The sequence below is a fragment of the Paenibacillus rhizoryzae genome (genome assembly GCF_059686995.1).
In genome coordinates, this window is sequence record NZ_JCAALT010000004.1 from 262,636 (window position 1) to 285,890 (window position 23,255).

The following is a 23,255-nucleotide window of genomic DNA, read 5'->3' on the forward strand; positions in this document are numbered from 1 at the left end:
CACTCTCTTCATCCCACTATGCTTGTTTGTTTACGGCACGTTTGATTGCCGGCTCCATGCGGAGCAAATTCTCCAGACTTAAAGCCAGACTGTCTAGCGGGCTGCCCGGACAGTAATCCTGCTCAACGGCATACCATTCTACGCCGCTCGCTTCTCCCCACTGGATGATCGGGACAAAGTCTATAATTCCGCTGCCAACCTCAGCAAAATAACATCTTTCGTCGGCAGTCATGTCCTTCAAGTGGAGAATAGGCATACGACCGGCGTATGGTTGAATGTACGTGAGAGGATCCACATTTGCTTTCTTCACCCAATACGTATCGATTTCCGCGTAGACCGGACTCTCCGGATCCAACTCCAGCACGTAGTCCAGCGCGTATCGGCCATTCATGGAGGTATGGAATTCAAAATCATGGTTATGATAGCCGGCCCTGAAGCCCATCGCACTTACTTGACCTGCAACTTGGCGCAGCGATTCCCGTACATTTCGATAACCGTCCGGGTTCATGAGTTCATCGGGCAGCGAGTGACAGATAAAGTCTCTGGTCTTGAATAATCTCGCTTCTTCCAATACGGCCGGCAAATCATGTTTCATTCGCTCCAAGCCGACATGCATCCCGGCGGTTTGCAGGCCAAGCTCATCCATGACTGCTGCGATTTCGCGCGGATCATTCCCATGTAAGCCATCGATTTGCACCGCATGCCAGCCCATCTTCTTCAGCTCGCGAAGCGTACCGGGAAAGTCCTTCTTCAATTCATTTCTTACCGTATATAGCTGAGCTGCCAGCTTCTCTCTCATACCGTGAGCTCCTCTCGTTTCAGATCCAGCCATTCCTGCTCTGCTTCTGTGAGTTCAATCTCCATCGCTTTCACGGAATCCATCAGCTCCGCATCACTGCGCGGGCCGATGATGGCGCCCGTTGGGAACGGACGATTCAGTACGAAAGAAAGGGCAATATGCAGCGCCGTAACGCCTTTGCTTGCCGCGAGCTTCTTCGCTCTCTCATAACGCTTCCAATTGTCCTCGTTATAATAGACGCGAACCATTTCCGCATTCGACCGATCTTCGGGAGAGAATAGCCCTGTAAAGAAGCCACCTGCTTGCGCAGACCATGCAAGCAGAGGCAATTGATGACGTTCATGCCACTGGCTGGCCTGCTCATCCGCCGACACGCAGCCTTCCCATCTTGGCTCATTCGCTACCGCCAGGGCCAGATTCGTACTGCTGAACATGAATCCGGACAGACCATGCGCCTTCGCATAGTCATTAGCCTCCTGTATGCGCTGATGCGTCCAGTTAGACGCGCCGATCGCCCGTACTCGGCCCTCGCTCAGATGCAGGTTCAGCTCCTCCATAATCGGTCCAACCGGCGTTCCCGGTTCATCCCGATGCAGGGCATACAAATCGATATAATGGGTTTCTAATCGATCAAGGCTTTCGAACAAATCCTTGCGGATCGCTTCCGCATTGACACGAGGCCCCGGGCTGCCGTCATTGTGGTGAGCGCCTTTGCTCATAATGACCATTTGGCTGCGGTTTCCTTTCTCCGCCATCCATTGCCCGATAATGGTCTCGGCGCGTCTATATTGATGAGCGGTGTCAATTGTCGTTCCACCTGCGGCAACGTAGGTGTCCAACATATCCGTTCCATTCAGCTTGCTTAAGTCGCCGGTTCCCATAATGAGCCGGGACAGACGAACGCCATTGATTTCCATGAACTTCATTGATCATGTCCTCCTTATGCAATTGTGCAATTATATCTGGTAGCGATACCAGAAAGCAGAGACAATGGCCCCTTGTATGGGGCTATGACTGAATATTTAGCACTAAGCATTCGACCGGACGCACTAATCTCTTAGAGAGAGGTTGGCCGCCCGGTCGATTGCCGAATAACAAGCTCCGGCTTCAGCATAATCCGCTTCGATTCTCCCGGTATGCTTGCGTTGTTCTTATTCAGAACCAGGTCAACCGCAAGCTGCCCCATCTGCTCGGTCGGCTGCGAAACCGTCGTCAGAGACGGATCCGTAACGGAAGCCAATATCGTATTGTCGAAGCCGACAATCGACAGCTCTTCCGGAACGCGAACGCCCATCTCCTTCGCTGCCTGCAGCGCGCCAATCGCAAGCAGATCGTTGCAGCAGAACACGGCCGTCGGACGATCCGCATAGCGAAGCAGCTCTGAAGCGCTGCGCCTGCCGTCGCTAACTAAGTCGCGACCGCCCATTTTCACCATGTACTCGGGCAGCTGCATGCCTGCTTCGACGACTTCATCTTGGAAACCGCGAATCCGCTCCCGCGAGCTGATTACTTTCGGGTGCTCGGCAAGAACGGCCATCCGGGTATGCCCTAATCCGAGCAAATGGCGAGCCGCCATTCGGCCTCCTTCATAATCGTCAACGACGACGGCTGCGAGATCATGACCCGGCATCTCCCTCGCAATCAGCGCGAACGGTATGGATTTCTTGAGCAGCTTTTCCAGAAGCTCCCCGCTATCCATCCCCGTGCCGATGATAATACCGTCAACACTTTTCTGTTGAAGCAAATCCAAATACCGTTCGACCCGCTCGTCTTTGTTATCCGTGCTGCAGATGACCAGGCTATAGCCGTGCACATCTCCCTGGTCTTCCACGGCCCGGGCGATTTCGGCGAAGAAGGGGTTGGAGATATCCGGAATGAGCAGCCCAAGCGTATACGTTTTCTTGCCGGTCAATGCGGAGGCGATGAGGCTTGGCTTATAATTCAGCTGTTCCATGACGCTGATAATCGAAGCGCGGCGCTCTTCGCTGATTTTCCCTTTCCCGTTAATGACTTGGGAGACGGCCGCTATGGAAACCCCGGCTTCTCGTGCTACGTCGTAAATCGTTGCTTTCACTCTTGTAACTCCTCCTGCTTCTATGCCGCTTACCATTCTGTTAGCGATTCGGGTTGACCATAATCCATTCATGATCCGGATCGTTGTGGAACTTCCATGTGCGAACCGGACCGGCCATTACATTCAAATAATAACAATCATATCCAGGAGGCGCGGAAACCGGATGATAGCCTTTCGGTACAAGCACCGCTTGCCCGTCTTTGACGACCAAGGTCTCATCCAAGGAGCGATCGTCCGTGTAAACGCGCTGGATCGCAAATCCTCTCTCCTGCTGAATCCGGAAATAATAGGTTTCCTCCAGCAGCGACTCCGCCGGCAGCGCATCTTGATCATGCTTATGCGGCGGATAGCTGGACCAATGTCCGTTAGGCGTGAACACCTCAACAACCAGAATGCTGTCAGCAGACTGCTGCTCAGGCAAAATGTTGTGAATTTGCCGTTCCAAGCTGCCATATCCGCGTGTTTCCACGCCGACTTGCGCAGGCTCAATCAGCCGTGCTCCATGATTGCCATGACCGGGAGCGGAACAAATGGCGATTTCCACATCCGTAACTGCGCGAATCTCGTATTTATCATCATTCGGTACATAGACCGAATAGGGCGGCGTTCGTTCGAATATATCCATTCTGCTTCCAATCGCGAGCCACTCGTGCGACCGCGTTGTCACATCCGCTTTCCCGCTGAGCAGGACAAGGCATACTTCTCGATCTCCGGTATCACGCCGAAAGGCTTGACCTGCTTCCAGTCGGATCACTTGAAAACCGACATACCGCCAGCCTGCCGACTCCGGTGTAATGCTCATTATACTACCTTCGTGATCCGGTTGATCAGCCGGCGCAATAATTAAATTCGACATCGTCGCCTATCTCCCCTTCTAGATAAAGATCGAATGCTGCTCCGCAAGCTGCGTGGCTTCCGCGACTTTAACGGGACGCCGCAGCAGCAGCGATAACTTGGCGGCAAGTGCTGCCAGCTCAGCCTGCATTCCATCGGAACCGCTGACAGGAACAGGCTGATCCTCCCGGATACAATCGATAAAGATCCGAGTCTCGGCTCGATAAGCCTCTTGATACCGCTCCAAGAAGAAGTGCAGCGGTTTATCGCGGAACACGCCTTCAGCCGTACTGATCTCCGCTGTATTCGGATAATCATTCGTCACGGCTACCGCGCCTTTGGAGCCAAACACCTCGACCCGCTGATCATACCCGTATACTGCTTGACGGCTGTTATCAATGACACCCATCGCCCCGCACGCGAACTTCAGCGTTACAATCGCCGTATCAACATCTCCGTATTCCGCGAATACCGGGTCGATCAACACGCCCCCATGTGCGGACACCTCTTCGATTTCACTGCCGCTCACGAAACGGGCCATATCGAAATCATGGATCATCATATCCATGAAAATACCGCCGGATACGCGAATGTAGTCTTTATGCGGCGGATTCGGGTCGCGCGAGGTGATTTTGACGATATGCGGAGTTCCTATCGTGCCACTCTGCACATGCTCGCTGATCCGTTGAAAGTTATGATCGAAACGCCTGTTAAACCCGATTTGCAGCTTAACGCCTGCCTGTTTCGCTGTCTGGACGGCCTCCTGCGTCTGTCTGATGTCCATGCTGACGGGCTTTTCGCAGAAGATATGCTTGCCTGCCAGTGCCGCTTGCTTAATGAGAGGCACATGCGTGTCCGTCGAAGAGCAGATAAACACGGCATCGATATCCGGATGGGCAATGATCGCCCCGCTGTCCTTCGTCACGAGTGGAATGTCTCGGAGTGCCGCCCATTCCTCAAGCTCGGGACCGGCGAATAAATCGCTCACTGCGATGACTTCCACTTGAGGCATCCGCAGCAGATTGTCGGCATGTATTTTGCCGATTCGCCCTGCTCCGATAATGCCGATCTTGATTTTCCCCTTCGCCATATCGATAGGCCTCCTCTTACCAGCGGGTAGTGATCATTTTCTTGCGCGTGTAGAACTCTACGCCGTCGCTGCCGTTCGCGTGCAAGTCGCCGTAAAACGACTTCTTCCAGCCGGAGAACGGGAAGAATGCCATCGGCGCAGGTACGCCTAGATTCACGCCCAGCATGCCGGCATCGATCGTTTCGCGGAACTGGCGAACATTGGCGCCGCTCTTCGTAAACAAACATGCGCCATTGGCGAAATCCGAGCGATTGGCCACCTCAATCGCTTCCTCCAACGTTTGCACGCGTACGATGGACAGAACCGGTGCGAAAATCTCATCTTCCCAAATTTTCATGCCGCACTGCACTTCATCGAACAGCGTAGGTCCGACGAAGTAACCTTCACCTGACGATGCTGCATCCTTGCGTCCGTCCCGTACTAGGAGTGCGCCTTCCGACTCGCCCAGCTCGATGTACTTCAATGTGCGTTCTTTGTGCGGTCCGCGAATAACGGGGCCGAGGAAGATCCCCTCTTCCATGCCATTTCCGATCGTAATGCGATCCGCTGCTTCTACCAGCTTGTTTACGAGCGTATCCGCAACTTCGCCGACGGCTACTACGACGGAGCAAGCCATGCAGCGCTCGCCGGCGGAGCCGAATGCCGCATTGACGATTTCTTTAACGGTCAAATCCAGATCAGCGTCCGGCATCACGATCGAATGATTCTTCGCTCCGGCAAGCGCTTGAACCCGCTTCCCGTTCTCGGATGCGGTTTTGTAGACATATTCGGCTACCGGCTGGGAGCCGACGAATGACACAGCAGTTACATCCGGATGCTCCAGGATTCCATTCACGACTTCATGCGCGCCATGAACAATATTGAGGACGCCATCCGGCAATCCCGCTTCCTGGAACAGCTCCGCGAGACGGTTCGCCAGAAGAGGCGTACGTTCCGATGGCTTCATGACAAATGTATTTCCGCAGGCAATGGCAAGCGGGAACATCCAACATGGCACCATCATCGGAAAGTTAAAAGGCGTAATGCCCGCAACCACTCCGACCGGATAACGGTACATGCCGGATTCAAGGTTGGATGCAATATCAGGCAGCTGTTTGCCCATCATCAGCGTCGGTGCTCCTGCGGCGAACTCAACGCATTCGATGCCGCGCTGCACTTCGCCATAAGCTTCGCTGTAGCTTTTGCCGTTCTCGAGCGTGACTAGGCGGGCGAGCGCTTCCCAATTGTCGACCAAGAGCTGCTGATATTTGAATAAAATACGAGCCCGGCGCGGTACCGGCGTGCGGCTCCATGACGTGAAAGCTTCCTTAGCCGTTCGAACGGCAAGATCAACGTCTTCTTTGGTCGAGAGCGGAACTAGCGCCAGCACTTCCTCCGTTGCCGGATTATATACGTTCTCGTGCGAGGCAGTGGCAGATGGTACCCAATTGCCTCCGATCCAGTTGTTCAACACTTGAGTCATATTCGAATTCCCCTTTCGTAATCGACAGTCTGTCAGCGGCGACTATGAAGCCGTTATTTTACCGTTATTGCAGTCTTCGATATAGTGAAGCACCTGGCTCTCCGTTGGCATGGCATCGGAGCAGCTATGACTCGAAATGACGATACAGGCAGCCGCGCTGCCAAATTCCATGCACTGCTCGAGCGTCCAGCCCTCCATGATGCCATGGAGAAATCCGGCGGCATAGGAGTCGCCCGCGCCGAAGGTTTTGATCACCTTCGCCGGAAAGCTCTTCGCTCTATGACTCTTGTTATCCGCTGTGTAGGCGATGGAGCCCTCTTTGCCATGCTTGATAATGACGATCTTCGCGTTATAGTCGAACCACTTGGAGGCGGTTACGCTGTCGCTGTGCTGCGGATTTTGCTCGAACACCTCCATCATGTCGAACTCCTCGCGCGTACCCAGAATGATGTCGCAATACTCAGCGGCCAGATTATAATAGACGGCCGTTTCCTGCTTGGACGTCCACGTATATGGGCGGTAATCCAGATCGAAGGCAATGACGGTTCCATGTTTCTTCGCATAATGCAGCGCTTGGAACACCGCTTCCCGCGAAGGGCTCTGCGCAAGCGCAGTGCCTGAGATTAAGAGCATCTTCGACTGCGCGATCACAGCCTCACTGACTTCCGCTGCCTCAAGCAGCAGATCGGCCACGTTGTCGCGATACATCAGAATGCTGCAATCGGTAGGGCTCTTGATCTCTGTAAAAGCAAGCCCCGTAACCGCGCCGGTATGGTCGGTCACAACATGCTCCGTTTCAATGCCGGTGCGCTGCAAATAATCGAGGATGAAACGGCCCATCTGATCATTCGCGATTTTACCGATAAACGCCGTTTGGCGTCCGAGTCTTGCCATGCCGATTGTAATATTCGCAGGAGAACCGCCGACGTATTTGGTAAATGTCATCGTCTCTTCCATCGGACGATTAATCTCATTCGCATTCAAATCGATGCAGAGACGTCCAATTGCCGCGAAATCATAAGCGCTGTCTGCCTTGAAGGACACATAGGTCATGACGTAGATTACCTTCTTTCTTCCGAAATCAGAGAATCGATGTATTGAAGCGCATTCCTCGCATATTCATAGGCCGGATGCAGCGCGGGATCTTGTTCCCCTTCCAGCAAAGCCCATCCCTTATAATTACGTTTTACTAGTTCAGATAGAATCGGTCCAAAATCAATGCAGCCGTCACCCGGTACGGTGAACACGCCTTTGCGAATGCACGTGATGAAGTCCGCCTGCTCGGCTCTTGCTTCCTCCAATATCTGAGGCCGGATATCCTTCAGGTGAACATAAGCGATCCGGTCGTAATGCTTCTGCAGCACGGTCAGCGGATCCGCTCCCCCGTAGTAGGCATGGCCGGTGTCAAAGAGCAGGTAGACAAGCTCCGGATCAGTCAGTTCCATGAGGCGATCGATCTCTTCCGGTCGCTCTACTACCGTTCCTCCGTGATGGTGATAGGTCAATTTCAGCCCATATTCCTTGGCAATCGCGCCGGCAGCATTCAAGCCTTCGGCCAGCGACTTCCACTGTTCATCGCTTAAACGCTGCACCTCTTTTTCACTTGGAGAACGACGCGGATCAAAGTGCAATGAACCTCCCGCCTCGCAGGTGCTAATAACGGTGCTTCCCATTTCCTTCAGAAACTCCGCATGCGAGCGATAGGCGTCCAGTTCTGCTTCGCGGTATGCCGGATCTGAGAAGAGCACCGATTTCCACTGCGACGTCAAACTAATTCCCCTGCGAGACAGCTCATCCTTCAGCACCTGCGGATCGCTCGGAAATTTCCGTCCCATCTCCGTCCCTGTCAAACCAAGCGCAACGATGTCATCCACGATCCGCTCGAACGACGTATCGTCACCGTGCTCCTTTACATCCTCTCCAACCCAATTAATCGGATGAATCCCTAATCGGAATGGCAACTGTTTCATAGGCTGATCGCCCCTCTCTTATAGGAGTTGGATGGACTTTATTTTGGCATTCATCTCTTTGCCTGCTTTAATGACGTTATCGCTCTCTGAAACCTCGGGAACTGCGACGTTCCACCAGGACTCGTAACCGCCTGTATTCGTGCCCGGCACAACAGGAATCTCGATGAGTGTAGTCACCGTTTCTTGCTTCGCGAGCTGCAGCGCTTCCTTCAATTCTTGCTCGTTGCTCGCCTTGTAGGCTTTCGCGCCGAGACTGCGCGCATGCGCCGCGAAATCGATCGGCATAAACGCGCCGGTCAGCTTGCCTGTCTCGGAAGAACGGAAGCGGAATTCATTTCCGAAGCCGTCGCTGCCCTGACTTCTCTGCAAATTGTGGATACACTGGAACCCGTGGTTATCGAACAGCAGCACTGTGATTTTGCGGCCTTCCTGCAGGCTGGTCACCAGCTCGGAGTGAAGCATCAAGTAGCCGCCGTCTCCAACAATCGCATACACCTCGCGGCGAGGCTCAGCCAAAGCGACGCCAAATGCGCCGGCGATCTCATACCCCATGCAGGAGAACCCGTATTCCATATGATAGGTTTTGGGTTCGGTCGGACGCCAAAGCCGGTGAAGATCACCGGGCAGACTTCCCGCCGCGCATACGATAACCGAGTTCGATGCAATCGTCTCCTGAATAATGCCCAGCGCCCGAGTCTGCGCCATACCAAGCTCATGCTCCATTGCAAACAGCCGATCGACCTCGTCATCCCACACCTGCTTGATCGCCCTGATATCCTGCAGAACATGTTCACTCTGATAACGAGCATCCTCGAGTGCAGCTTGCAGCGCGAGTAGACCTTCTTTGGCATCCGCCGTAATCGCCACCCCGTTCAGCTTCGAGGAATCGAATCCGCTCACGTTCACATTAATGAATTGCACCTCCGGATGACCGAAAGCTGATTTGGACGCCGTCGTGAAATCGGAATAGCGCGTGCCTACGCCGATAATGAGATCGGCTTCCTGCGCAATTTGGTTTGCGGCAAGCGCACCGGTAACCCCAATCGCGCCTACGTTCAGAGGATGGTTCCAAGCAATGGCGCTTTTGCCTGCTTGCGTTTCGGCAACGGGAATATGGAATGCTTCAGCGAATGCAGCAAGCTCGCTCGATGCGGAGGAATACAAGACCCCGCCGCCGGCGATAAGCAGCGGCTTCTTCTTCCCTGCCATGAGCTTCACCGCGCGTTTGATCGCATCCGGCACAGGTGGACGGCGATCCAAATAATGCACTTTACGGTCAAAGAAATGGATCGGATAATCGTACGCTTCCGCCTGCACATCCTGCGGCAATGCCAGCGTCACTGCACCGGTCTCTGCCGGATCCGTCAATACGCGCATAGCCTGCACGGCAGCCGTCATCAATTGCTCCGGTCTTACGATTCGGTCCCAGTACTTACTGACCGATTTGAACGGTTCATTGGCGGAGATGGTGTAATCGCTTACAACTTCAAGCTGCTGCAGCACGGGATCCGGCTGTCTGCTGGCGAAGTTGTCGCCCGGAAGCAGCAACACCGGGATGCGGTTTACAGTAGCGGTTGCAGCGGCCGTAATCATATTCAAAGCGCCCGGTCCAATCGAGGACGTACAGGCATAAATCTGTTTGCGATTGCTTTGCTTCGCGAATGCAGCTGCGGCATGAACCATGCCCTGCTCGTTCTTTCCTTGTATGTAGACCAGCTCACCTGCGCTATGCTCCAAAGCTTCCCCGATACCGGTTACATTACCATGACCGAAGATGCCCATAACGCCTTTAACAAACTTGATTTCCTCGCCGTCCACCGAGATGTATTGCTGATCCAGAAATCGCAGAAGCGCCTGCGCCATCGTAAGCCGAACCGTGTTCATTATGCTTTACTCCTCCTTAGTTAAATAAGGTTAAGCGCTATACCTTATGGTATAAAAATAACGCTCTTCTTACTATTCCACAGTAGATTAAGCGCTTAACTTATTTTACGAAAATTGATTGCAAATCTCAATAGCTATTTTTAGCGAATCCTCCCAGTAGGACCGCATTACAATCCTTCGATCACTTGAACCGTGAGGCTCCGCTTCATGAAATCAAAAACAAATTCAATAACCGTGTTATCTCGTTCAATGTCCATCGTCGCTTTCGTCGATGACCCGCTCCGCGGATATTCGTCAATCGAATAGGTTTGAGACAACGTACCGTATGGTGCCACCGCATAGGTGTAAGAACCTTTGAACGGCATGACAAAGGCGCGCCGGTAGATGCCATTGCCGATGTAGTACATCCGCGTCGTTTCGCTATTGGAATCATGATTGAACGCACCGACATGATGCTGGAAGCTTCCGTATAGGATGACGCGAGCCGGAAGTTTGATTCCTGTCTCGGGATCATAGCTGTCATCTGCTCCATAGGAGGTGTTCGGCAGCGGATTGCCCGCTCGTTGCCTCAGATCTTGTTCCGATTGCCAGAGCGTTCGGATCTTCTCTTCCTGTCCGAAACCAAGCGGACAGCCATCGCCTGCTCGATTCGCCTGATAGCAGTTTGAGAGCTCTAATCCAGACGCATGGCCAGTCGGCATTGGAGCATGATAACTGCCCAACGTTCTTCGAATCGGCATCTGCATATAAGCGTTAGTATTGTTTACAGCCGTCCATTTGAAGGCGTATTCAAGAAACCGGTTGCGGCTCTCTTCATCCTGCGATGCGAACCAGGCAATCTGATCGTAGCCCCACCATTCCTGCCATGCTCTGCGTTCGTTTGGGATCTTGTCCTGCTCATCGAAGAATTTGCCGCCCCAATTGTCGAGCTCCATGAGCATCGGTAAAGATTCGCAGCTCCATCCGCTAGGCGTCACACCGCCTTCGCTGAAACCTTCTTGCACCAGTGCCAGCTTATCACCTGGTACATCTAGAATCGGCATCCGGGAGTAGGGCATAGAATGAAGATCAAATAGCAAACGGCCGTCAATATTCACGCCGTGCGTATGGGCATCCAGCAGCACAATCCCACGCCGCGCATGGTTTCTCGCATAATCCCTTATCATTTGGAATAAAGAGACCGTCTTCTTGAGCCCGATGTCTTCAGCGGTATAGAGGTGAATCTGCCCCATATGAATCGCTTCATATCCGGCATCGATATAGTTTACCGCCCGGTAATAGAACCAGAACTGTGTCTCAAGCTTATTCATATTCGGAATACCGCCGCCGTCATCCCAGACGAACCCTTGCGGTTTCCCGTCAAACAGCATATCCGCGATGCGGAAAGCGCGATCCTCGGCCGGCAAATGGAAAGCCTTGAACACCCAATCCGGGATCTTGATCTTCTCTACATCTTGGAATACAGCTTCGAAAATGCAAGTTTGCAGCATAATGTCCGGGTCGACATCGTGTACACGTTCAGCAAGCGTCCTGGACTTCCGGAAATGCTCCGCATCATCAGCTTCCAGCAGCCATACGCCCGAAGCCCGTCCCAGAAACTTAGCCCCGATATTCTTGATCATCCTCAAGTCATCGTCCAATGAAGTGCTGTTGACCAAATCTGCGGCCGTAACCGCCCTGGACAGATAGCCTTCCAGAGCCTCCCGGCTGATACTTCCGTTAAACATCGAATGGTTCATGTCTACCTCCGTGATCATCGTTAGTCATCATGTAACATGGTCTGTCTCATTTCTGGTATCGTTACCAGAAATGTATATTCCTAATTTACCATCATTTCTGAATAATGGAATCCCTATTTTGAACATTTACACTTTTTTTATTGTTTGGGCACAAGAAAAGAGTGATACCGGCTGCCCTTCTTAACCAGCATCACTCTCGTTCGATTGGATCCGATATCGCAGCTTATTTAACTGCAGTTAGATCAAACATCGCCTTGCTCTCTTCCGGCACTTGAATGATATCCTGCACCTTGTACATATCTGAGTCGGGGTCTTTCACAATATCCAGCAGTAGAATCTCATCGTCCATTCTCAGATAGCTATAGGTTCGCAGTTCGGCCCCGGTCGCGGAGGTTTCCTTCAATTGACTCCAATCATCCATCGAAAGGGTTCCCTTCAGCGCATCCGTGAAGTACATATTCAATTGCTGCAAATTCTGATGATCGATCGCCTGTTTCACGAGCATAGCCACATTTTCCGGAGAGTCGGGCTGAACAAGCTTGGGCGAAGAACATCCCATTATGAACATCAATCCTACCAGTACAATAAGCTTCTTAGCTGTCATGCTGCTTCTCCTAACCATTCATATAAGCGATCATAGAGGGTTGAATTAACCTGATATTTCTTATTATCTCGAACGACATAGCCATGTTCATTGATATCGATTTGGAAATTACGCTTATCTTTCGTAACGACAGTGATCAGCAGCGTCTTCCCATCATTACGAATATTGGTTGAGCCTAGTCTGCGATAATAAGAAACACTTGTAAGAATCGACATCAGCTCATGCTGATCTTCGTTATTCATCTGAATCGAGCTGTGCTTCACGACACCATCGTTCAAATCGTCATAATAGATGGTTTGGATATCGCTCGACAGCTTAATGATCGAATCCTCAGCGGATTTGGGCGAGTTGAAATACCAGCACATTCCTCCAATGAGAATAAGAATGGGAAACACGAGATAACGCGGCCGCAGTATGATATTCAGCCCCTCTTCATAGTCGAATTTATTCCTTTAATAATTCATGCAGCAATCCAATGATTTCTTCTTGTTCCTTGCCAGCCAATTCATGGATACGAACGGCCAAAGTAGGAAACCTCCAAGCCTCCAGCTCATCTGCCTTTACTCCACTTAAAGCTATGTATGCTTCCTTATATACCTCATGGAAAAGCTTCCGCCCCTCACGCAGCCAGCTTGGCGCTTCCGGCGGCAAGGAATGCGATGCTAGTATCATTGAGGTACGGCCCACATCCGCGACCTTATCGCCGATTAACACGTTCATCCAATCGATAATAACAGGTCCATCCTCCGCCATGAGAATGTTACCCGGGTGAAAATCATAGTGGCATAACGCCCGTCCTTCGGGCAATTGCCGAAGCACGGCAATAATTCGATCCTTCTGAGGATCCGTAATTTCGGCGGCTGCCATCGTATGTTTCAGCATCTCTTGCTTCAGATTCGGGGTAAAATCAACCTTCAGTTCATGAAGCTGAAATTGAAGCTCCGCCATCAATTTCGCATAGTGGATAATGCTCTCGCGATTGGGCTCAATCCTGCTTAGCATGGAAGGTGCGTTAATTCGCTCATAGACGATACCGGAGCGGCCTTCATACTCGATAAGTCCTCCGAACCGCGGTGTCCGTATAGCCAGCTCCGAAATAATCGCAGCATTCTTCGCTTCATTGGGTGCTTCATGGGCATGATGAAAAAGCTTAATAACCTCATTCTTGCCCCACTCATAGACATCCGCTGTATGGCCTCTGCCAACCAATTCGCCAGCTTTCATTTGCGGCACCTCACTAAGGCATTGTAATTGGTATTGTATCCCATATCATGGGGTAGTGGCGTTAAAATTCTCCCAAAGAAAAAGCCGCATCGGCATAAGAGCGTCTCTCTTTGCGTATTGCGGCACATTCTCTTGGTATTCAGTTAATTTGGCCCGCTCTCACTTCGTATGATCTAAGCTCACAATTTCCGGTATGAAAGCTAGAGTACGCCTTATTCGATTGTTCATTGAAATAAGCATGGATCATTCTGCAGATCCCGCCATGAGTGACTAGCAATACACGCCGGCCTTTGTGCTTCGCTATATTCCCTTCGTAGAAAGGTTTCGCTTAGTTCTGCGGATACACGTACTTGCTCGCAGACACGGTTAAATTAGCCGTGATGGAACCCTCTGCGGGAACGGTCAATGTTCCTTTAGCCGCATACGTTTCACCGGTAAAGTCGAAGTATTGGCCGAAGCTGTACGTCCCCGGCGGCAGGAAGAGCTCGAATTTCCCGTTGTTCAAAACGACGTCGCAAATGTAACTGTTATGGTCATTATAAATGTTCACCTGGCCGGACCGATTAACGGATGCGTTCTCGAATACAGCCGTTCCGGTCACATTCGGTTTCTGCAGCTGCAGCGTCTCGTTCTCAAACTGTCCGTTCTGCACACGAATCTGCCTATTCAGTACACTGGTCGTACGGTAACTCCTGACACTTACAATGGTATAGAGTCCGTCAGGCAAGTCCGCATATGCGGTGAGTCCTTCCCAGTTCACCCAGCGGTCGCGGTCGAATTTGCCTTCGGCGGACTGCACATAGAGTGTACCGCTCTCAACCGGAGTTCCCTGAGCGTCGACGATGCGCAGCTCTGGAATAAGTGGCTGTTTCTCTTGAATCGTTAACCATTTGGTCGTGCCGAGAGAAGCAGCCATACGATAAGGCGTATCGTGATTCAGATTTTCCTTGTAGGGATCGGCGCCGGCTTTGAGAAGCAGCTGAACAATGGGATAGCTCGACCACTGAATGGCTGCATACAGGGAGTTATCAAGGCCGGGATCAGCACCATGTGCGAGCAGGGTCTGCACGATCTCGACTTTCGGATATTGGTTCACATATAGGCTTTCATTGCTGGACCGACCGATTACACCGGATGCGGAATCCAAATAGGTATAACCGTCGCGGTTCGCTTTATTCACGTTATATCCTTGCGGAAGTAGGAGGTCTAACAGCTCGGCATTCTGGTTCAATATCGCCTCCGACACCAAATCCCTCGACGAAAGCTTGACATCCGCACCATGCTCCAGCAGTACTCGCGTCCCTTCCGTACTGTTCCTCAACACCGTATATTCAATCGGAACATTATTCCCGAACATACTGACCAGCTTGAGATTCGGGTCGACGCCGCGATCCAGCATCCGCTCAATCGTCGCAGCGTCTCCGCTCATTGCAGCTTCAAACAGCGTGCGTTGATAGATTTTCAAATCGGCTTCGCTATATCCGATGACAACCTTCTGCTGCTTCGAATCGTAGCTCACGTTCTTCCCGCTCACGATCGAAACCAGCCTTGCCGAGACGTATAGACGTCCGTTCAATATAACCGGAGCCTGACTTAGCCGAATATTCTGCTTAGCGGTTTGAAGCATCGTGTCGTTCACATGTGCGCTCCATTTGGTCGATCCGCTCGTCAAATCGATTCTGCCCAGCTTGACCGCCGTTTGGACACCCAGCGCATCCATAATCGATTTCATTGGCAGCATGAGACTGCCTTTGTACATAAGCGGGGCTGCTGTCGATAATTGGAGCGGCTTGCCATCGATGACTACCACAATTGCTGTTGCATTCTTCTGCGATACCGGGGCTGCCGCTGCACTGACCGGCGTTTGTATTACGGCTGCCAGAAGGAACACCGTTGCCCATGCCATTGCAAGCACCGATAACCTTCCGGCTTGATTCCGCCTTCTCATTTTCCATTCATCCCTTCAAAATGTTTGTCACCTTATATCCCATAATTCGACAGTAACCGTCCAATCCCTTCCATAAATAATCCAATCAATCCCATTTATACGCACCGTTTCTGGGCACCGGCATAGCATGAGAACATACTTATTTTTTCTGCACGGCAAGCTGCCCCCGGCGTGTTTGCAGAAAGTCTATGGAGGGGTTTACATGAGAAAAAGTATGATGAGGCTTTCGGTCATTGCAATCAGCTTAGCGCTTCTGCTGGCAGGCTGCGGCGGGAAAAAGTCGGAACCGACCAAGGTTCGAATCGGTGAAGTGACACGTTCTATTTTCTATGCACCGCAGTACGTCGCTATTACGAATGGCTTTTTCAAAGATGAAGGGCTGGACGTAGAGTTGACCACAACGCCGGGCGGAGATAAAACGATGACGGCACTGCTCAGCAACAACATTGATGTAGCACTCGTAGGCTCCGAAACATCCATCTATGTATCGCTTCAGGGCTCGGAAGATCCGGTCATTAACTTCGCACAATTAACGCAAACCGACGGCACCTTCCTCATCTCCCGCAGCAAGGTCGACAATTTCGATTGGAACATGCTAAAGGGGTCCAAATTCCTCGGTCAACGCAAAGGCGGCATGCCGCAAATGGCAGGTGAATTCACGCTCAAGAAACACGGCATCGATCCGCAGAGAGACCTCGAGCTTATTCAAAATGTGGAGTTCGCCAACATCGTACCGGCCTTCACATCGGGTACAGGCGATTACGTTCAGCTCTTCGAGCCATCTGCTACCATGATCGAGCAGCAAGGCAAAGGATATGTCGTTGCGTCATTCGGTACGGAGAGCGGCCATCTGCCTTACACCGTGTTCATGACCAAACAAAGCTACATCGATGACAATCCGGATACGGTCCAGAAGTTTACGAATGCGGTTCACAAAGGGCAAAAATGGGTGCAAGAGCATAGTGTAAATGAAATCGCCGATGCCGTCGCGCCATTCTTCCCGGACACGGACATTGAGCTGATCCGCGGCGTTGTGAAGCGGTATAAAGACCAAGGCTCTTATGCAACTGACCCCATCATCGATGAAACCGAATGGGCCAATCTGCAGGATGTGATGAAATCGGCCGGCGAGCTGGATGCTCCGGCAGATTACGGCAAGCTGGTTAACAATACGTTTGCGGAACAAGCGATTAAGAATGTGAAGTAACGAGGATTTGAAGGACTGAAAGACTTGAAAGACAGGCCGCCTGCGTGCGGCCTCTTCAAGCGCAGGGAAGGAGTGTCCGCTGTGATTCCTGTCGTGGAAGTAAAGGATGTTACGCATGTGTACGTCAATGAGAAAGGTGCATCGCTTGCTCTGGATCGGATTGCATTATCGATCAGGAGCGGCGAATTTGTCTCCCTCGTCGGTCCAAGCGGCTGCGGCAAAACAACGCTGCTATCCATCATCGCCGGCCTCATTCCTCCAACCGAAGGGGAGGTTTCGATCCTCGGGCAGCCCGTCACAGGTCCGACGTCGAAGATCGGCTATATGCTGCAGCAGGACTTTCTATTTCCGTGGCGGACGATTCGCGAGAATGTAACCATTGGTCTGGAAATCATGGGCAAGCTCACTCGCGAGAAGAAAGAGTTCGCCCTTCATCTGTTGGAAGAGCTGGGACTTGGCCAGTCTGCCGGCAAATATCCGGCTGAACTGTCAGGCGGCATGCGGCAGCGCGCGGCGCTTGCTCGTACGCTTGCTACGGAACCGGATATTTTGTTTCTGGATGAACCGTTCTCGTCGCTTGATTTTCAAACGAAGCTGCAGCTCGAGAACTTGATCTCCCAAACGCTTAAAGCCCGCCGCAAAACCTCGCTGCTCGTCACCCACGATATCGCCGAGGCAATCGCCATGAGCGACAGAGTGATTGTGCTTGCGCCAAATCCGGGACGGATCAAGAGCGAGATTGCCATCCCTGCTTATTTGGCGGAAATGACGCCCACTGCCGCGCGTGAGCAAGACGGGTTTCAGGAGTGGTTTCGGATTGTGCGGAAGGAGTTCGAAGCGTTGGAGAGAAGGAGATGAATACACCGATGGGGAACGACAAATCGGGGAATGAACCATTCGGATCAGAACAGTCTGGATCGGAGAAGTCTGGATCGAAGCAATCTGGAATCGAACAAAACAAAGAACCGCGGAGCAATGTCGATCCGCAGCTCATCTATAAGGCATTCAAACGAGCAAGAAATAAAGAGAAGCTCATTGTTCACATCACCCAGGTATTGCTGCTTGCCCTCTTCCTCGGCTCTTGGGAGTATGCGGGGAGAGCTCGGCTGATCGATGTCTTCCTGTTCAGTTACCCTAGCAAAATCATTAAGCTATTGTACACGAAAGCAATGGATGGGTCGCTGCTGCCTCATATTGGTGTTACGGTGGGGGAAACGGCGGCCGGTTTTGCACTAGGAACGTTATGCGGCCTGCTGATTGCAACGATCATCTGGTGGAGTCCTTTTCTGGCTCGCGTTCTCGATCCGTATCTTGTCGTGCTGAATTCCTTACCTAAGGTAGCGCTCGGTCCGCTGTTCATCGTGGCACTCGGCTCCGGCATACTCTCCATCATTGCAACCATTCTTTCGATAACCGTCATCATTACGACTTTGGTCATCTATAACGCCTTCCATGAGGTTGACGCCAACTATGTGAAAGTAGTGAAGGTGTTCGGCGCGACAAAAACACAATCGTACAGCAAAGTCATTCTGCCCGCTTCCTTCCCCGCTATCGTGTCGACGCTTAAAGTAAATGTCGGTCTGGCCTGGGTCGGGGTTATTGTAGGCGAATTTCTGGTAGCCAAGGAAGGGCTGGGTTACTTAATTATTTATGGCTTCCAAGTGTTTAACTTTACCCTTGTCCTTGCTAGCTTGTTTATCATTGCTGCTTTTGCAACCATCATGTACCAAATCGTAGCAGCCATTGAATCCAGAATTATCAATAGAAGACGATAATGGGTTCGGGCTGCACCGGTAGGTCTACTGGTCTGCGGCAGGTGCTATATGTTTCAGTTTATCGGGATTGACGACAACATAGATCGATGAGATTTGGCCATTTGCAATCGCAAAAGAATGCACGTTATTCGGCTGTCCATGACTATCGTATCCGACAATGCCGGTTTCTCCGTTCACCTCGGACAAGGTGTAGGTATAATCTTGGGGCAGCTTAGCAAGCAGGCCGAAGAAGAATGCCGCAATGCGCTCGGAGCCCACAATCGGACGAATCGCTGCTTTCACCTTACCGCCGCCATCCGAGTAGAGAACGGCATCCGCATGGACAACGCTGAGCAATTGCCCCATATTCCCAGTCATCAGGGCTTGCACGAACTGCTCTACGATTGTTGCTGTTTTCTCGGTGACCGGCGGCTGTGATGGCTGCTGTTGTGCGATTGGAGTCGTTTGCAGCGATGATTTCAACTCATCATCTTGCTCTGGTATTCGACTGATGGCAACCTTGGCTCTGCGGAAAATTTGCCGGCAATTCGCGCTGCTCTTGCCTACAATCTCTGCAATCTCGTCATACTCGTACTGCAGCACTTCGCGCAGCAGAAATACAGCGCGTTCCACCCAAGAAAGCTGCTGAAGTAAGAGCAAGTATGCCGTTGATATCGATTCCTTCTGAAGATAGCGGTCATCCGGCTCTTCGGAAGATAGCGAAGAATCTCGGACAAGCGGCTCCGGCAGCCACGGACCAACGTAGACTTCCCGCTTCTTGCGAGATGAACGCAGCAGATCGATGCAGCGGTTCGTGACGATTTTGCATAAATACGCCTTCATGCTGCTGACATGCTCGGGCTTCTTCATGCTCATGTACAGAAAAGCCTCCTGCACCACATCCTCCGCATCCATTACGCTGCCGAGCATCCGGTAAGCTAATGAAAACAGGAGCGGCCGGTAGGTCGTATAATCCTCCGCTGACGATGCTCCATCGCTAGATTCTGTGTTCATGTTCGCACCTCCCAGTTGTTACCTTGCAGCAGCCAAACTTCGTGAATGCGCGATTGCTTCCGCTGCTCTAACGGCGCTTGCGGCCGATGCATCAGCAAGCAATTCGCCATGGCCGGCCCAGTCTCCTGCGACATATAAGCCTTGAATTTCGGAAACAGCCGGACCGATGTTCTTGGACTTCTGACCGATGCGCGGATAACCGTGCGTAACCGTAATATTAGGCAGAAATTGCTTGGCGAGAACTTCGTTCTCCCAGCCCGGCTGCAGCCAGTTCATCGTTTGCAGCAGTTGCTGCTCATCCGCCTTTGGATCGCTTTCGCCGGGACCGTTATATTTGATCAAATGGACCACAACCGCACCGTTATCGCTCATTGTGGCATGCGCCGAATGATTGGAGAAGAAGATCGGCTGATCGAGGCCGAGCGCAAATTCATGCTCTTTGACCGGCAGCTTCTTCAGTCCGATGTCCAGGCAGGCCGCCATGGAAGCGACGGCTTCTGTTTTCCATTGTTTTAATACCGTCGCATCGGCTCCGGACACAAGTTTATACGTTTCGGAAGGGGAGGCTGTGCTGATCACATTAGTAGTAGTTATCAGTTCCCCATCGCCTAGTAGAAGGCCCGTCACACTACCTTCTTGATGCGTGATTTCCTTCACCGACTTGCCCGCTTCGATGTGCACGCCTATCTGCTGCGCTTGGTTACGCAGTTGATCCACGATCGTCTGCCAGCCTTTATGCAGATAGACTACTCCTTTGAGCGACCGCTGAATTTGTCCCAACGCCGGCCCGGCAAGCTGGTGATCCGGATCAAATGCATACGTCGCTGTCCTGCACAGCGCGTAGAATACATGCCTCACCATCGGATCCTGCACTTCGCGCTCCGCCCATTCCCGAATGCTCGATGTGGGGAGGTTCGTTGCGTTTAATCGCGTCAATTTGACCAACAGACGCATAAGCTGCATTTTGCTGGACCAAGTGAGCAGCTTCGTCTTCAGCATGCCAATCGGATCGGCCCCCATCGGGACGAGCTGATTGTTCCAGATCGCGTTCATTTTGGCAGAAGGCTTTCCGCCTTCCACCCGTATGCCCAGCTCCTGCAGAACACGATTTGCGCGGCCCGCTTTATATAGCGCATGCCCACCTAAATTGAGATAAACGCCGTTATTGTGGTTCGTCATCGCCCGGCCCCCGAAGCGGCTCGACTTCTCCAGCAGCACGACAGAGCGGCCGCTCTGCGCCACCTTTATCGCTGCGATGAATCCGGCCAATCCGCCGCCGATCACGGCTGTGTCATAGGTTTTATTCAATATTGTCACCCTCCCTGATTGCTTTCATTAGTTAAGGCGGGGGAGATGGGGGTTTTGTGACAGGGTTGGGGAAAAAAATGAGCGGTAGATCTCATGTAGATCTCTGGGAGAGCTTCTTATGACGAATTCGCTGGTTTTTCGCTCATGTAGATCTCTGGGAGAGCTACTTTTGTGATAACCACTGGATTTTCTATCTCGTGTGCGGTAACTGGTACCTCTCTTACTCTCATTTCGCCGATAATCTGCTCGTGTGAGGTACCTAATACCTCTCTTTGTCTCGTTTCGCCGCATATCTGCTCATCTGAGGTACATGGTACCTCTCTTACTCTTGTGTTGCTCTTAGTCCTACTATTTCGCTCATTTGGCTACTTTCAAGATTATGTGTTGCTCGTGGAGCTACTCTTTCTCTCATTCCTCCACTTTTCCAACAATGTGTTGCTCCTAGTGCTACTCTTGCTCTCGTTTGGTTACTTTTAAGACAATGTGTTGCTCATGGAGCTACTCTTTTTCTCATTCCGCCACTTTTCGACGATGTTTCACCCCTGGTGCTACTCTTTCTCTCATTTGGCTACTTTTCCCGATGATGTGTTGCTCCTAGTGCTACTCTTTCGCTCATTTGGTTACTTTCAAGATAATGTGTTGCTTCCCCAGCAACACAAATAAAAAAAGCCACACCGGCCCAAGGCCGGTGCAGCTCTCTCAACTATCAAAATCCTACTCGCCCCAGCGCCAGCCGAACGGGTACTGCGCTGACAGGGTCAGCGGCAGTCGGCCTGTCGGCGTGAACTCGCCGAGCAGCGCACCCGCGGCGGATTCCAGCGCGAGTGGACGGCATTCGTATACGGCGAGGAACGCCGATACGTCCGGGTACGCGAGCAGATCGAGCGGGTTGCGGACAGATACCGCAACCGTGCGATCTCCCGCTTCCGCGAGCAGCCGCGCCGCGAGCTCGCGCTCGTCCGCGTGCTTCGCCGCGTCGTAGCTCACGAACACGATCTGCTCGAACGCCGCAAGATCATGCAGCGCATCGGCATCGCTTACGCGCCGCTCCGCTACATGCGGCATGCGCGCCGCGAGTCGGGCGCCGAGTGTACCGTCGTCGGTCAGCAGCTCGTCTGCTTCCGACACGGTCACGATCTCAGGCCAGAGCACGAGCGTCTTCGCTTCGCGCCGCAGCGGCAGCAAGCCGCGCTCGTTCTTCACAAGCGTCGCGGAAGCCGCGCTCCAGTGACGCGCAGCGGCCTGTTGGTCCGGCGTATCCAGCGTCGGCTCAACCTCCGCCCATGGCGCAAGCGCCTCGCCTACCGCGCGCTGCTCCTTCAAGCGCATGATGCGCGCCAACGAAGCATCGATGCGCGCCTCGGTCAGCTCGCCGCTTTCAACCGCGGCAATGACCGCTTCAATGGCCGCACGCTGCTTCGCCGCCGTGTGGCAAATCAGCACCATATCCGCGCCTGCCTGCAGCGCCATCACAGCGCCGCGCTCCGGACCATAGAACTTGTCGATGGCATTCATCTCCAAGCAGTCCGTCACGATGACGCCTTCATACCCCAGCTCCTCGCGCAGCAAACCTGTCAATACAGGCTGCGATAACGTCGAAGGTACGCCTGACGGGTCAAGCGCAGGCAAACAAACATGTGCCGTCATGATCATATCCGTCTCGCCGGCTGCCATCTTGAACGGCACCAGCTCAATCGCATCCAGCCGCTCCCGGTCATGCGGCAGTACAGGCAAATCCCGGTGCGAATCGACGCTTGTGTCGCCATGTCCCGGAAAATGCTTCACAGTCGCCGACACGCGCGACCGCTGGTAACCACGAACAGCCGCCAAACCAAGCTCACCGACAACCTCCGGTCGGTCGCTATACGAGCGAACGTTAATAACCGGATTGTCCGGGTTATTGTTCACGTCGATGCATGGCGCATAGTTCAAATTGATGCCGAGTGCGCGAAGCTGCTCCCCGCACATCGCCGCCGATTCGAATACGCCTCCGGCAGAACCCGCTGCGCCTAATGCCATATTGCCCGGCATCAGCGTAACGCCTTTCACTAGACGCGACACCATGCCGCCTTCTTGATCCACCGCAATAAACATCGGCGATCTGCCCGAACGCTCAGCCGAAGCCATCAAACCGGAAGACAGCGCATGCACCTGCTTCGCATCCACGATGTTACGCGTGAAATAGATGATGCCGCCAACGCCGTAGTCCCCAATTAGCGCTTCAATCTCTGGAGACGGCTCATGGCCGTGGAATCCGAACACAAACAGCTGTCCGATTTTCTCCCGCAAACTAAATTGTCCCCAATCAACCCGCACTTGCTCTCCCATGATTCGATCGCACCTC

General features: G+C 52.5%; 20 protein-coding genes and 1 pseudogene. 3 read left to right on the top strand and 18 right to left on the bottom strand.

Annotated elements, in window-relative coordinates:
- Positions 1 to 16 precede the first annotated feature (16 nt).
- The 15 genes and pseudogenes from AC6ESO_RS13765 to AC6ESO_RS13835 form a co-directional block, all read right to left on the bottom strand.
- On the bottom strand, positions 17 to 799 hold the full coding sequence (locus AC6ESO_RS13765; protein WP_497091832.1) for a sugar phosphate isomerase/epimerase family protein: 783 nt from the start codon (positions 797 to 799) through the stop codon (positions 17 to 19).
- Positions 796 to 1,725, bottom strand: coding sequence for an aldo/keto reductase (locus AC6ESO_RS13770; protein ID WP_497091833.1), 930 nt, complete (start codon positions 1,723 to 1,725; stop codon positions 796 to 798). Before AC6ESO_RS13770 ends, AC6ESO_RS13765 begins: the two co-directional genes overlap by 4 nt.
- Positions 1,726 to 1,856: 131 nt before the next feature.
- A complete protein-coding gene (locus tag AC6ESO_RS13775) occupies positions 1,857 to 2,873 on the bottom strand; it encodes a LacI family DNA-binding transcriptional regulator (RefSeq protein ID WP_497091834.1) in 1,017 nt (338 codons plus the stop codon).
- Positions 2,874 to 2,913: 40 nt separating this feature from the next.
- Positions 2,914 to 3,729 carry a 5-deoxy-glucuronate isomerase gene (gene iolB / locus AC6ESO_RS13780; RefSeq protein ID WP_497091835.1) on the bottom strand — a complete coding sequence of 272 codons (816 nt, stop codon included), beginning with the start codon at positions 3,727 to 3,729 and terminating at the stop codon, positions 2,914 to 2,916.
- An 18-nt stretch (positions 3,730 to 3,747) separates the two neighbouring features.
- The gene (gene iolG, locus AC6ESO_RS13785; RefSeq protein ID WP_497091836.1) at positions 3,748 to 4,797 is read right to left on the bottom strand and encodes an inositol 2-dehydrogenase; all 1,050 of its coding nucleotides are present in this window, start codon (positions 4,795 to 4,797) and stop codon (positions 3,748 to 3,750) included.
- Positions 4,798 to 4,813: 16 nt separating this feature from the next.
- Positions 4,814 to 6,259 carry a CoA-acylating methylmalonate-semialdehyde dehydrogenase gene (locus tag AC6ESO_RS13790; RefSeq protein WP_497091837.1) on the bottom strand — a complete coding sequence of 482 codons (1,446 nt, stop codon included), beginning with the start codon at positions 6,257 to 6,259 and terminating at the stop codon, positions 4,814 to 4,816.
- A gap of 42 nt (positions 6,260 to 6,301) precedes the next feature.
- Positions 6,302 to 7,312 (bottom strand): 5-dehydro-2-deoxygluconokinase, encoded by a 1,011-nt coding sequence (iolC, locus tag AC6ESO_RS13795; protein WP_497091838.1) that lies wholly within the window; start codon positions 7,310 to 7,312, stop codon positions 6,302 to 6,304.
- Positions 7,313 to 7,320: 8 nt separating this feature from the next.
- On the bottom strand, positions 7,321 to 8,229 hold the full coding sequence (iolE, locus tag AC6ESO_RS13800; RefSeq protein ID WP_497091839.1) for a myo-inosose-2 dehydratase: 909 nt from the start codon (positions 8,227 to 8,229) through the stop codon (positions 7,321 to 7,323).
- 18 nt (positions 8,230 to 8,247) lie between these two features.
- Positions 8,248 to 10,113 (bottom strand): 3D-(3,5/4)-trihydroxycyclohexane-1,2-dione acylhydrolase (decyclizing), encoded by a 1,866-nt coding sequence (iolD, locus tag AC6ESO_RS13805; RefSeq protein ID WP_497091840.1) that lies wholly within the window; start codon positions 10,111 to 10,113, stop codon positions 8,248 to 8,250.
- A gap of 167 nt (positions 10,114 to 10,280) precedes the next feature.
- On the bottom strand, positions 10,281 to 11,852 hold the full coding sequence (locus AC6ESO_RS13810) for a hypothetical protein (protein ID WP_497091841.1): 1,572 nt from the start codon (positions 11,850 to 11,852) through the stop codon (positions 10,281 to 10,283).
- A 223-nt stretch (positions 11,853 to 12,075) separates the two neighbouring features.
- Complete coding sequence (locus AC6ESO_RS13815; RefSeq protein ID WP_497091842.1) at positions 12,076 to 12,456, bottom strand: hypothetical protein; 381 nt, start codon at positions 12,454 to 12,456, stop codon at positions 12,076 to 12,078.
- Positions 12,453 to 12,821: a hypothetical protein gene (locus AC6ESO_RS13820; protein WP_497091843.1), complete on the bottom strand. Its 369-nt coding sequence runs from the start codon at positions 12,819 to 12,821 to the stop codon at positions 12,453 to 12,455. Before AC6ESO_RS13820 ends, AC6ESO_RS13815 begins: the two co-directional genes overlap by 4 nt.
- Before the next feature lie 79 nt (positions 12,822 to 12,900).
- Positions 12,901 to 13,680 (bottom strand): phosphotransferase family protein, encoded by a 780-nt coding sequence (locus AC6ESO_RS13825; protein ID WP_497091844.1) that lies wholly within the window; start codon positions 13,678 to 13,680, stop codon positions 12,901 to 12,903.
- Between the two features lie 139 nt (positions 13,681 to 13,819).
- Positions 13,820 to 13,993, bottom strand: a pseudogene (locus AC6ESO_RS13830) (histidine phosphatase family protein); the annotation flags it as partial.
- Positions 13,994 to 14,008: 15 nt separating this feature from the next.
- Entirely contained in the window at positions 14,009 to 15,628 is a 1,620-nt protein-coding gene (locus AC6ESO_RS13835) for a stalk domain-containing protein (RefSeq protein WP_497091845.1), read from the bottom strand.
- A gap of 202 nt (positions 15,629 to 15,830) precedes the next feature.
- On the opposite strand from AC6ESO_RS13835, the gene AC6ESO_RS13840 reads away from it, so the two are divergent.
- The 3 genes from AC6ESO_RS13840 (at position 15,831) to AC6ESO_RS13850 (ending at position 18,610) form a co-directional block, all read left to right on the top strand.
- The gene (locus AC6ESO_RS13840; RefSeq protein ID WP_497091846.1) at positions 15,831 to 16,835 is read left to right on the top strand and encodes an ABC transporter substrate-binding protein; all 1,005 of its coding nucleotides are present in this window, start codon (positions 15,831 to 15,833) and stop codon (positions 16,833 to 16,835) included.
- An 81-nt stretch (positions 16,836 to 16,916) separates the two neighbouring features.
- A complete protein-coding gene (locus tag AC6ESO_RS13845; RefSeq protein ID WP_497091847.1) occupies positions 16,917 to 17,693 on the top strand; it encodes an ABC transporter ATP-binding protein in 777 nt (258 codons plus the stop codon).
- Positions 17,690 to 18,610, top strand: coding sequence for an ABC transporter permease (locus AC6ESO_RS13850; RefSeq protein ID WP_497091848.1), 921 nt, complete (start codon positions 17,690 to 17,692; stop codon positions 18,608 to 18,610). The genes AC6ESO_RS13845 and AC6ESO_RS13850 overlap by 4 nt, the downstream gene beginning before the upstream one ends.
- A gap of 24 nt (positions 18,611 to 18,634) precedes the next feature.
- On the opposite strand, the gene AC6ESO_RS13855 is transcribed toward AC6ESO_RS13850, so the two are convergent.
- The 3 genes from AC6ESO_RS13855 to AC6ESO_RS13865 all read right to left on the bottom strand — a co-directional run bounded on the left by AC6ESO_RS13855 (position 18,635) and on the right by AC6ESO_RS13865 (position 23,239).
- Positions 18,635 to 19,603, bottom strand: a complete 969-nt coding sequence (locus tag AC6ESO_RS13855) for an RNA polymerase sigma-70 factor (RefSeq protein ID WP_497091849.1) — start codon at positions 19,601 to 19,603, stop codon at positions 18,635 to 18,637.
- A gap of 18 nt (positions 19,604 to 19,621) precedes the next feature.
- Positions 19,622 to 20,920, bottom strand: a complete 1,299-nt coding sequence (locus AC6ESO_RS13860; protein WP_497091850.1) for a phytoene desaturase family protein — start codon at positions 20,918 to 20,920, stop codon at positions 19,622 to 19,624.
- Between the two features lie 705 nt (positions 20,921 to 21,625).
- Positions 21,626 to 23,239 carry a glycoside hydrolase family 3 protein gene (locus AC6ESO_RS13865; RefSeq protein WP_497091851.1) on the bottom strand — a complete coding sequence of 538 codons (1,614 nt, stop codon included), beginning with the start codon at positions 23,237 to 23,239 and terminating at the stop codon, positions 21,626 to 21,628.
- Between the last annotated feature and the right edge of the window lie 16 nt (positions 23,240 to 23,255).

Bases quoted from the DNA above. Each gene is read 5' to 3' on its own strand.
- AC6ESO_RS13790 (WP_497091837.1), bottom strand. From the start codon at position 6,259: ATGACTCAAGTGTTGAACAACTGGATCGGAGGCAATTGGGTACCATCT.
- iolD (WP_497091840.1), bottom strand. From the start codon at position 10,113: ATGAACACGGTTCGGCTTACGATGGCGCAGGCGCTTCTGCGATTTCTG.
- AC6ESO_RS13810 (WP_497091841.1), bottom strand. From the start codon at position 11,852: ATGAACCATTCGATGTTTAACGGAAGTATCAGCCGGGAGGCTCTGGAA.
- AC6ESO_RS13825 (WP_497091844.1), bottom strand. From the start codon at position 13,680: ATGAAAGCTGGCGAATTGGTTGGCAGAGGCCATACAGCGGATGTCTAT.
- iolE (WP_497091839.1), bottom strand. From the start codon at position 8,229: ATGAAACAGTTGCCATTCCGATTAGGGATTCATCCGATTAATTGGGTT.
- iolB (WP_497091835.1), bottom strand. From the start codon at position 3,729: ATGTCGAATTTAATTATTGCGCCGGCTGATCAACCGGATCACGAAGGT.
- iolC (WP_497091838.1), bottom strand. From the start codon at position 7,312: ATGACCTATGTGTCCTTCAAGGCAGACAGCGCTTATGATTTCGCGGCA.
- AC6ESO_RS13850 (WP_497091848.1), top strand. From the start codon at position 17,690: ATGAATACACCGATGGGGAACGACAAATCGGGGAATGAACCATTCGGA.
- AC6ESO_RS13855 (WP_497091849.1), bottom strand. From the start codon at position 19,603: ATGAACACAGAATCTAGCGATGGAGCATCGTCAGCGGAGGATTATACG.
- AC6ESO_RS13840 (WP_497091846.1), top strand. From the start codon at position 15,831: ATGAGAAAAAGTATGATGAGGCTTTCGGTCATTGCAATCAGCTTAGCG.
- AC6ESO_RS13815 (WP_497091842.1), bottom strand. From the start codon at position 12,456: ATGACAGCTAAGAAGCTTATTGTACTGGTAGGATTGATGTTCATAATG.
- AC6ESO_RS13820 (WP_497091843.1), bottom strand. From the start codon at position 12,821: ATGTGCTGGTATTTCAACTCGCCCAAATCCGCTGAGGATTCGATCATT.
- AC6ESO_RS13765 (WP_497091832.1), bottom strand. From the start codon at position 799: ATGAGAGAGAAGCTGGCAGCTCAGCTATATACGGTAAGAAATGAATTG.
- iolG (WP_497091836.1), bottom strand. From the start codon at position 4,797: ATGGCGAAGGGGAAAATCAAGATCGGCATTATCGGAGCAGGGCGAATC.
- AC6ESO_RS13865 (WP_497091851.1), bottom strand. From the start codon at position 23,239: ATGGGAGAGCAAGTGCGGGTTGATTGGGGACAATTTAGTTTGCGGGAG.
- AC6ESO_RS13835 (WP_497091845.1), bottom strand. From the start codon at position 15,628: ATGAGAAGGCGGAATCAAGCCGGAAGGTTATCGGTGCTTGCAATGGCA.
- AC6ESO_RS13770 (WP_497091833.1), bottom strand. From the start codon at position 1,725: ATGAAGTTCATGGAAATCAATGGCGTTCGTCTGTCCCGGCTCATTATG.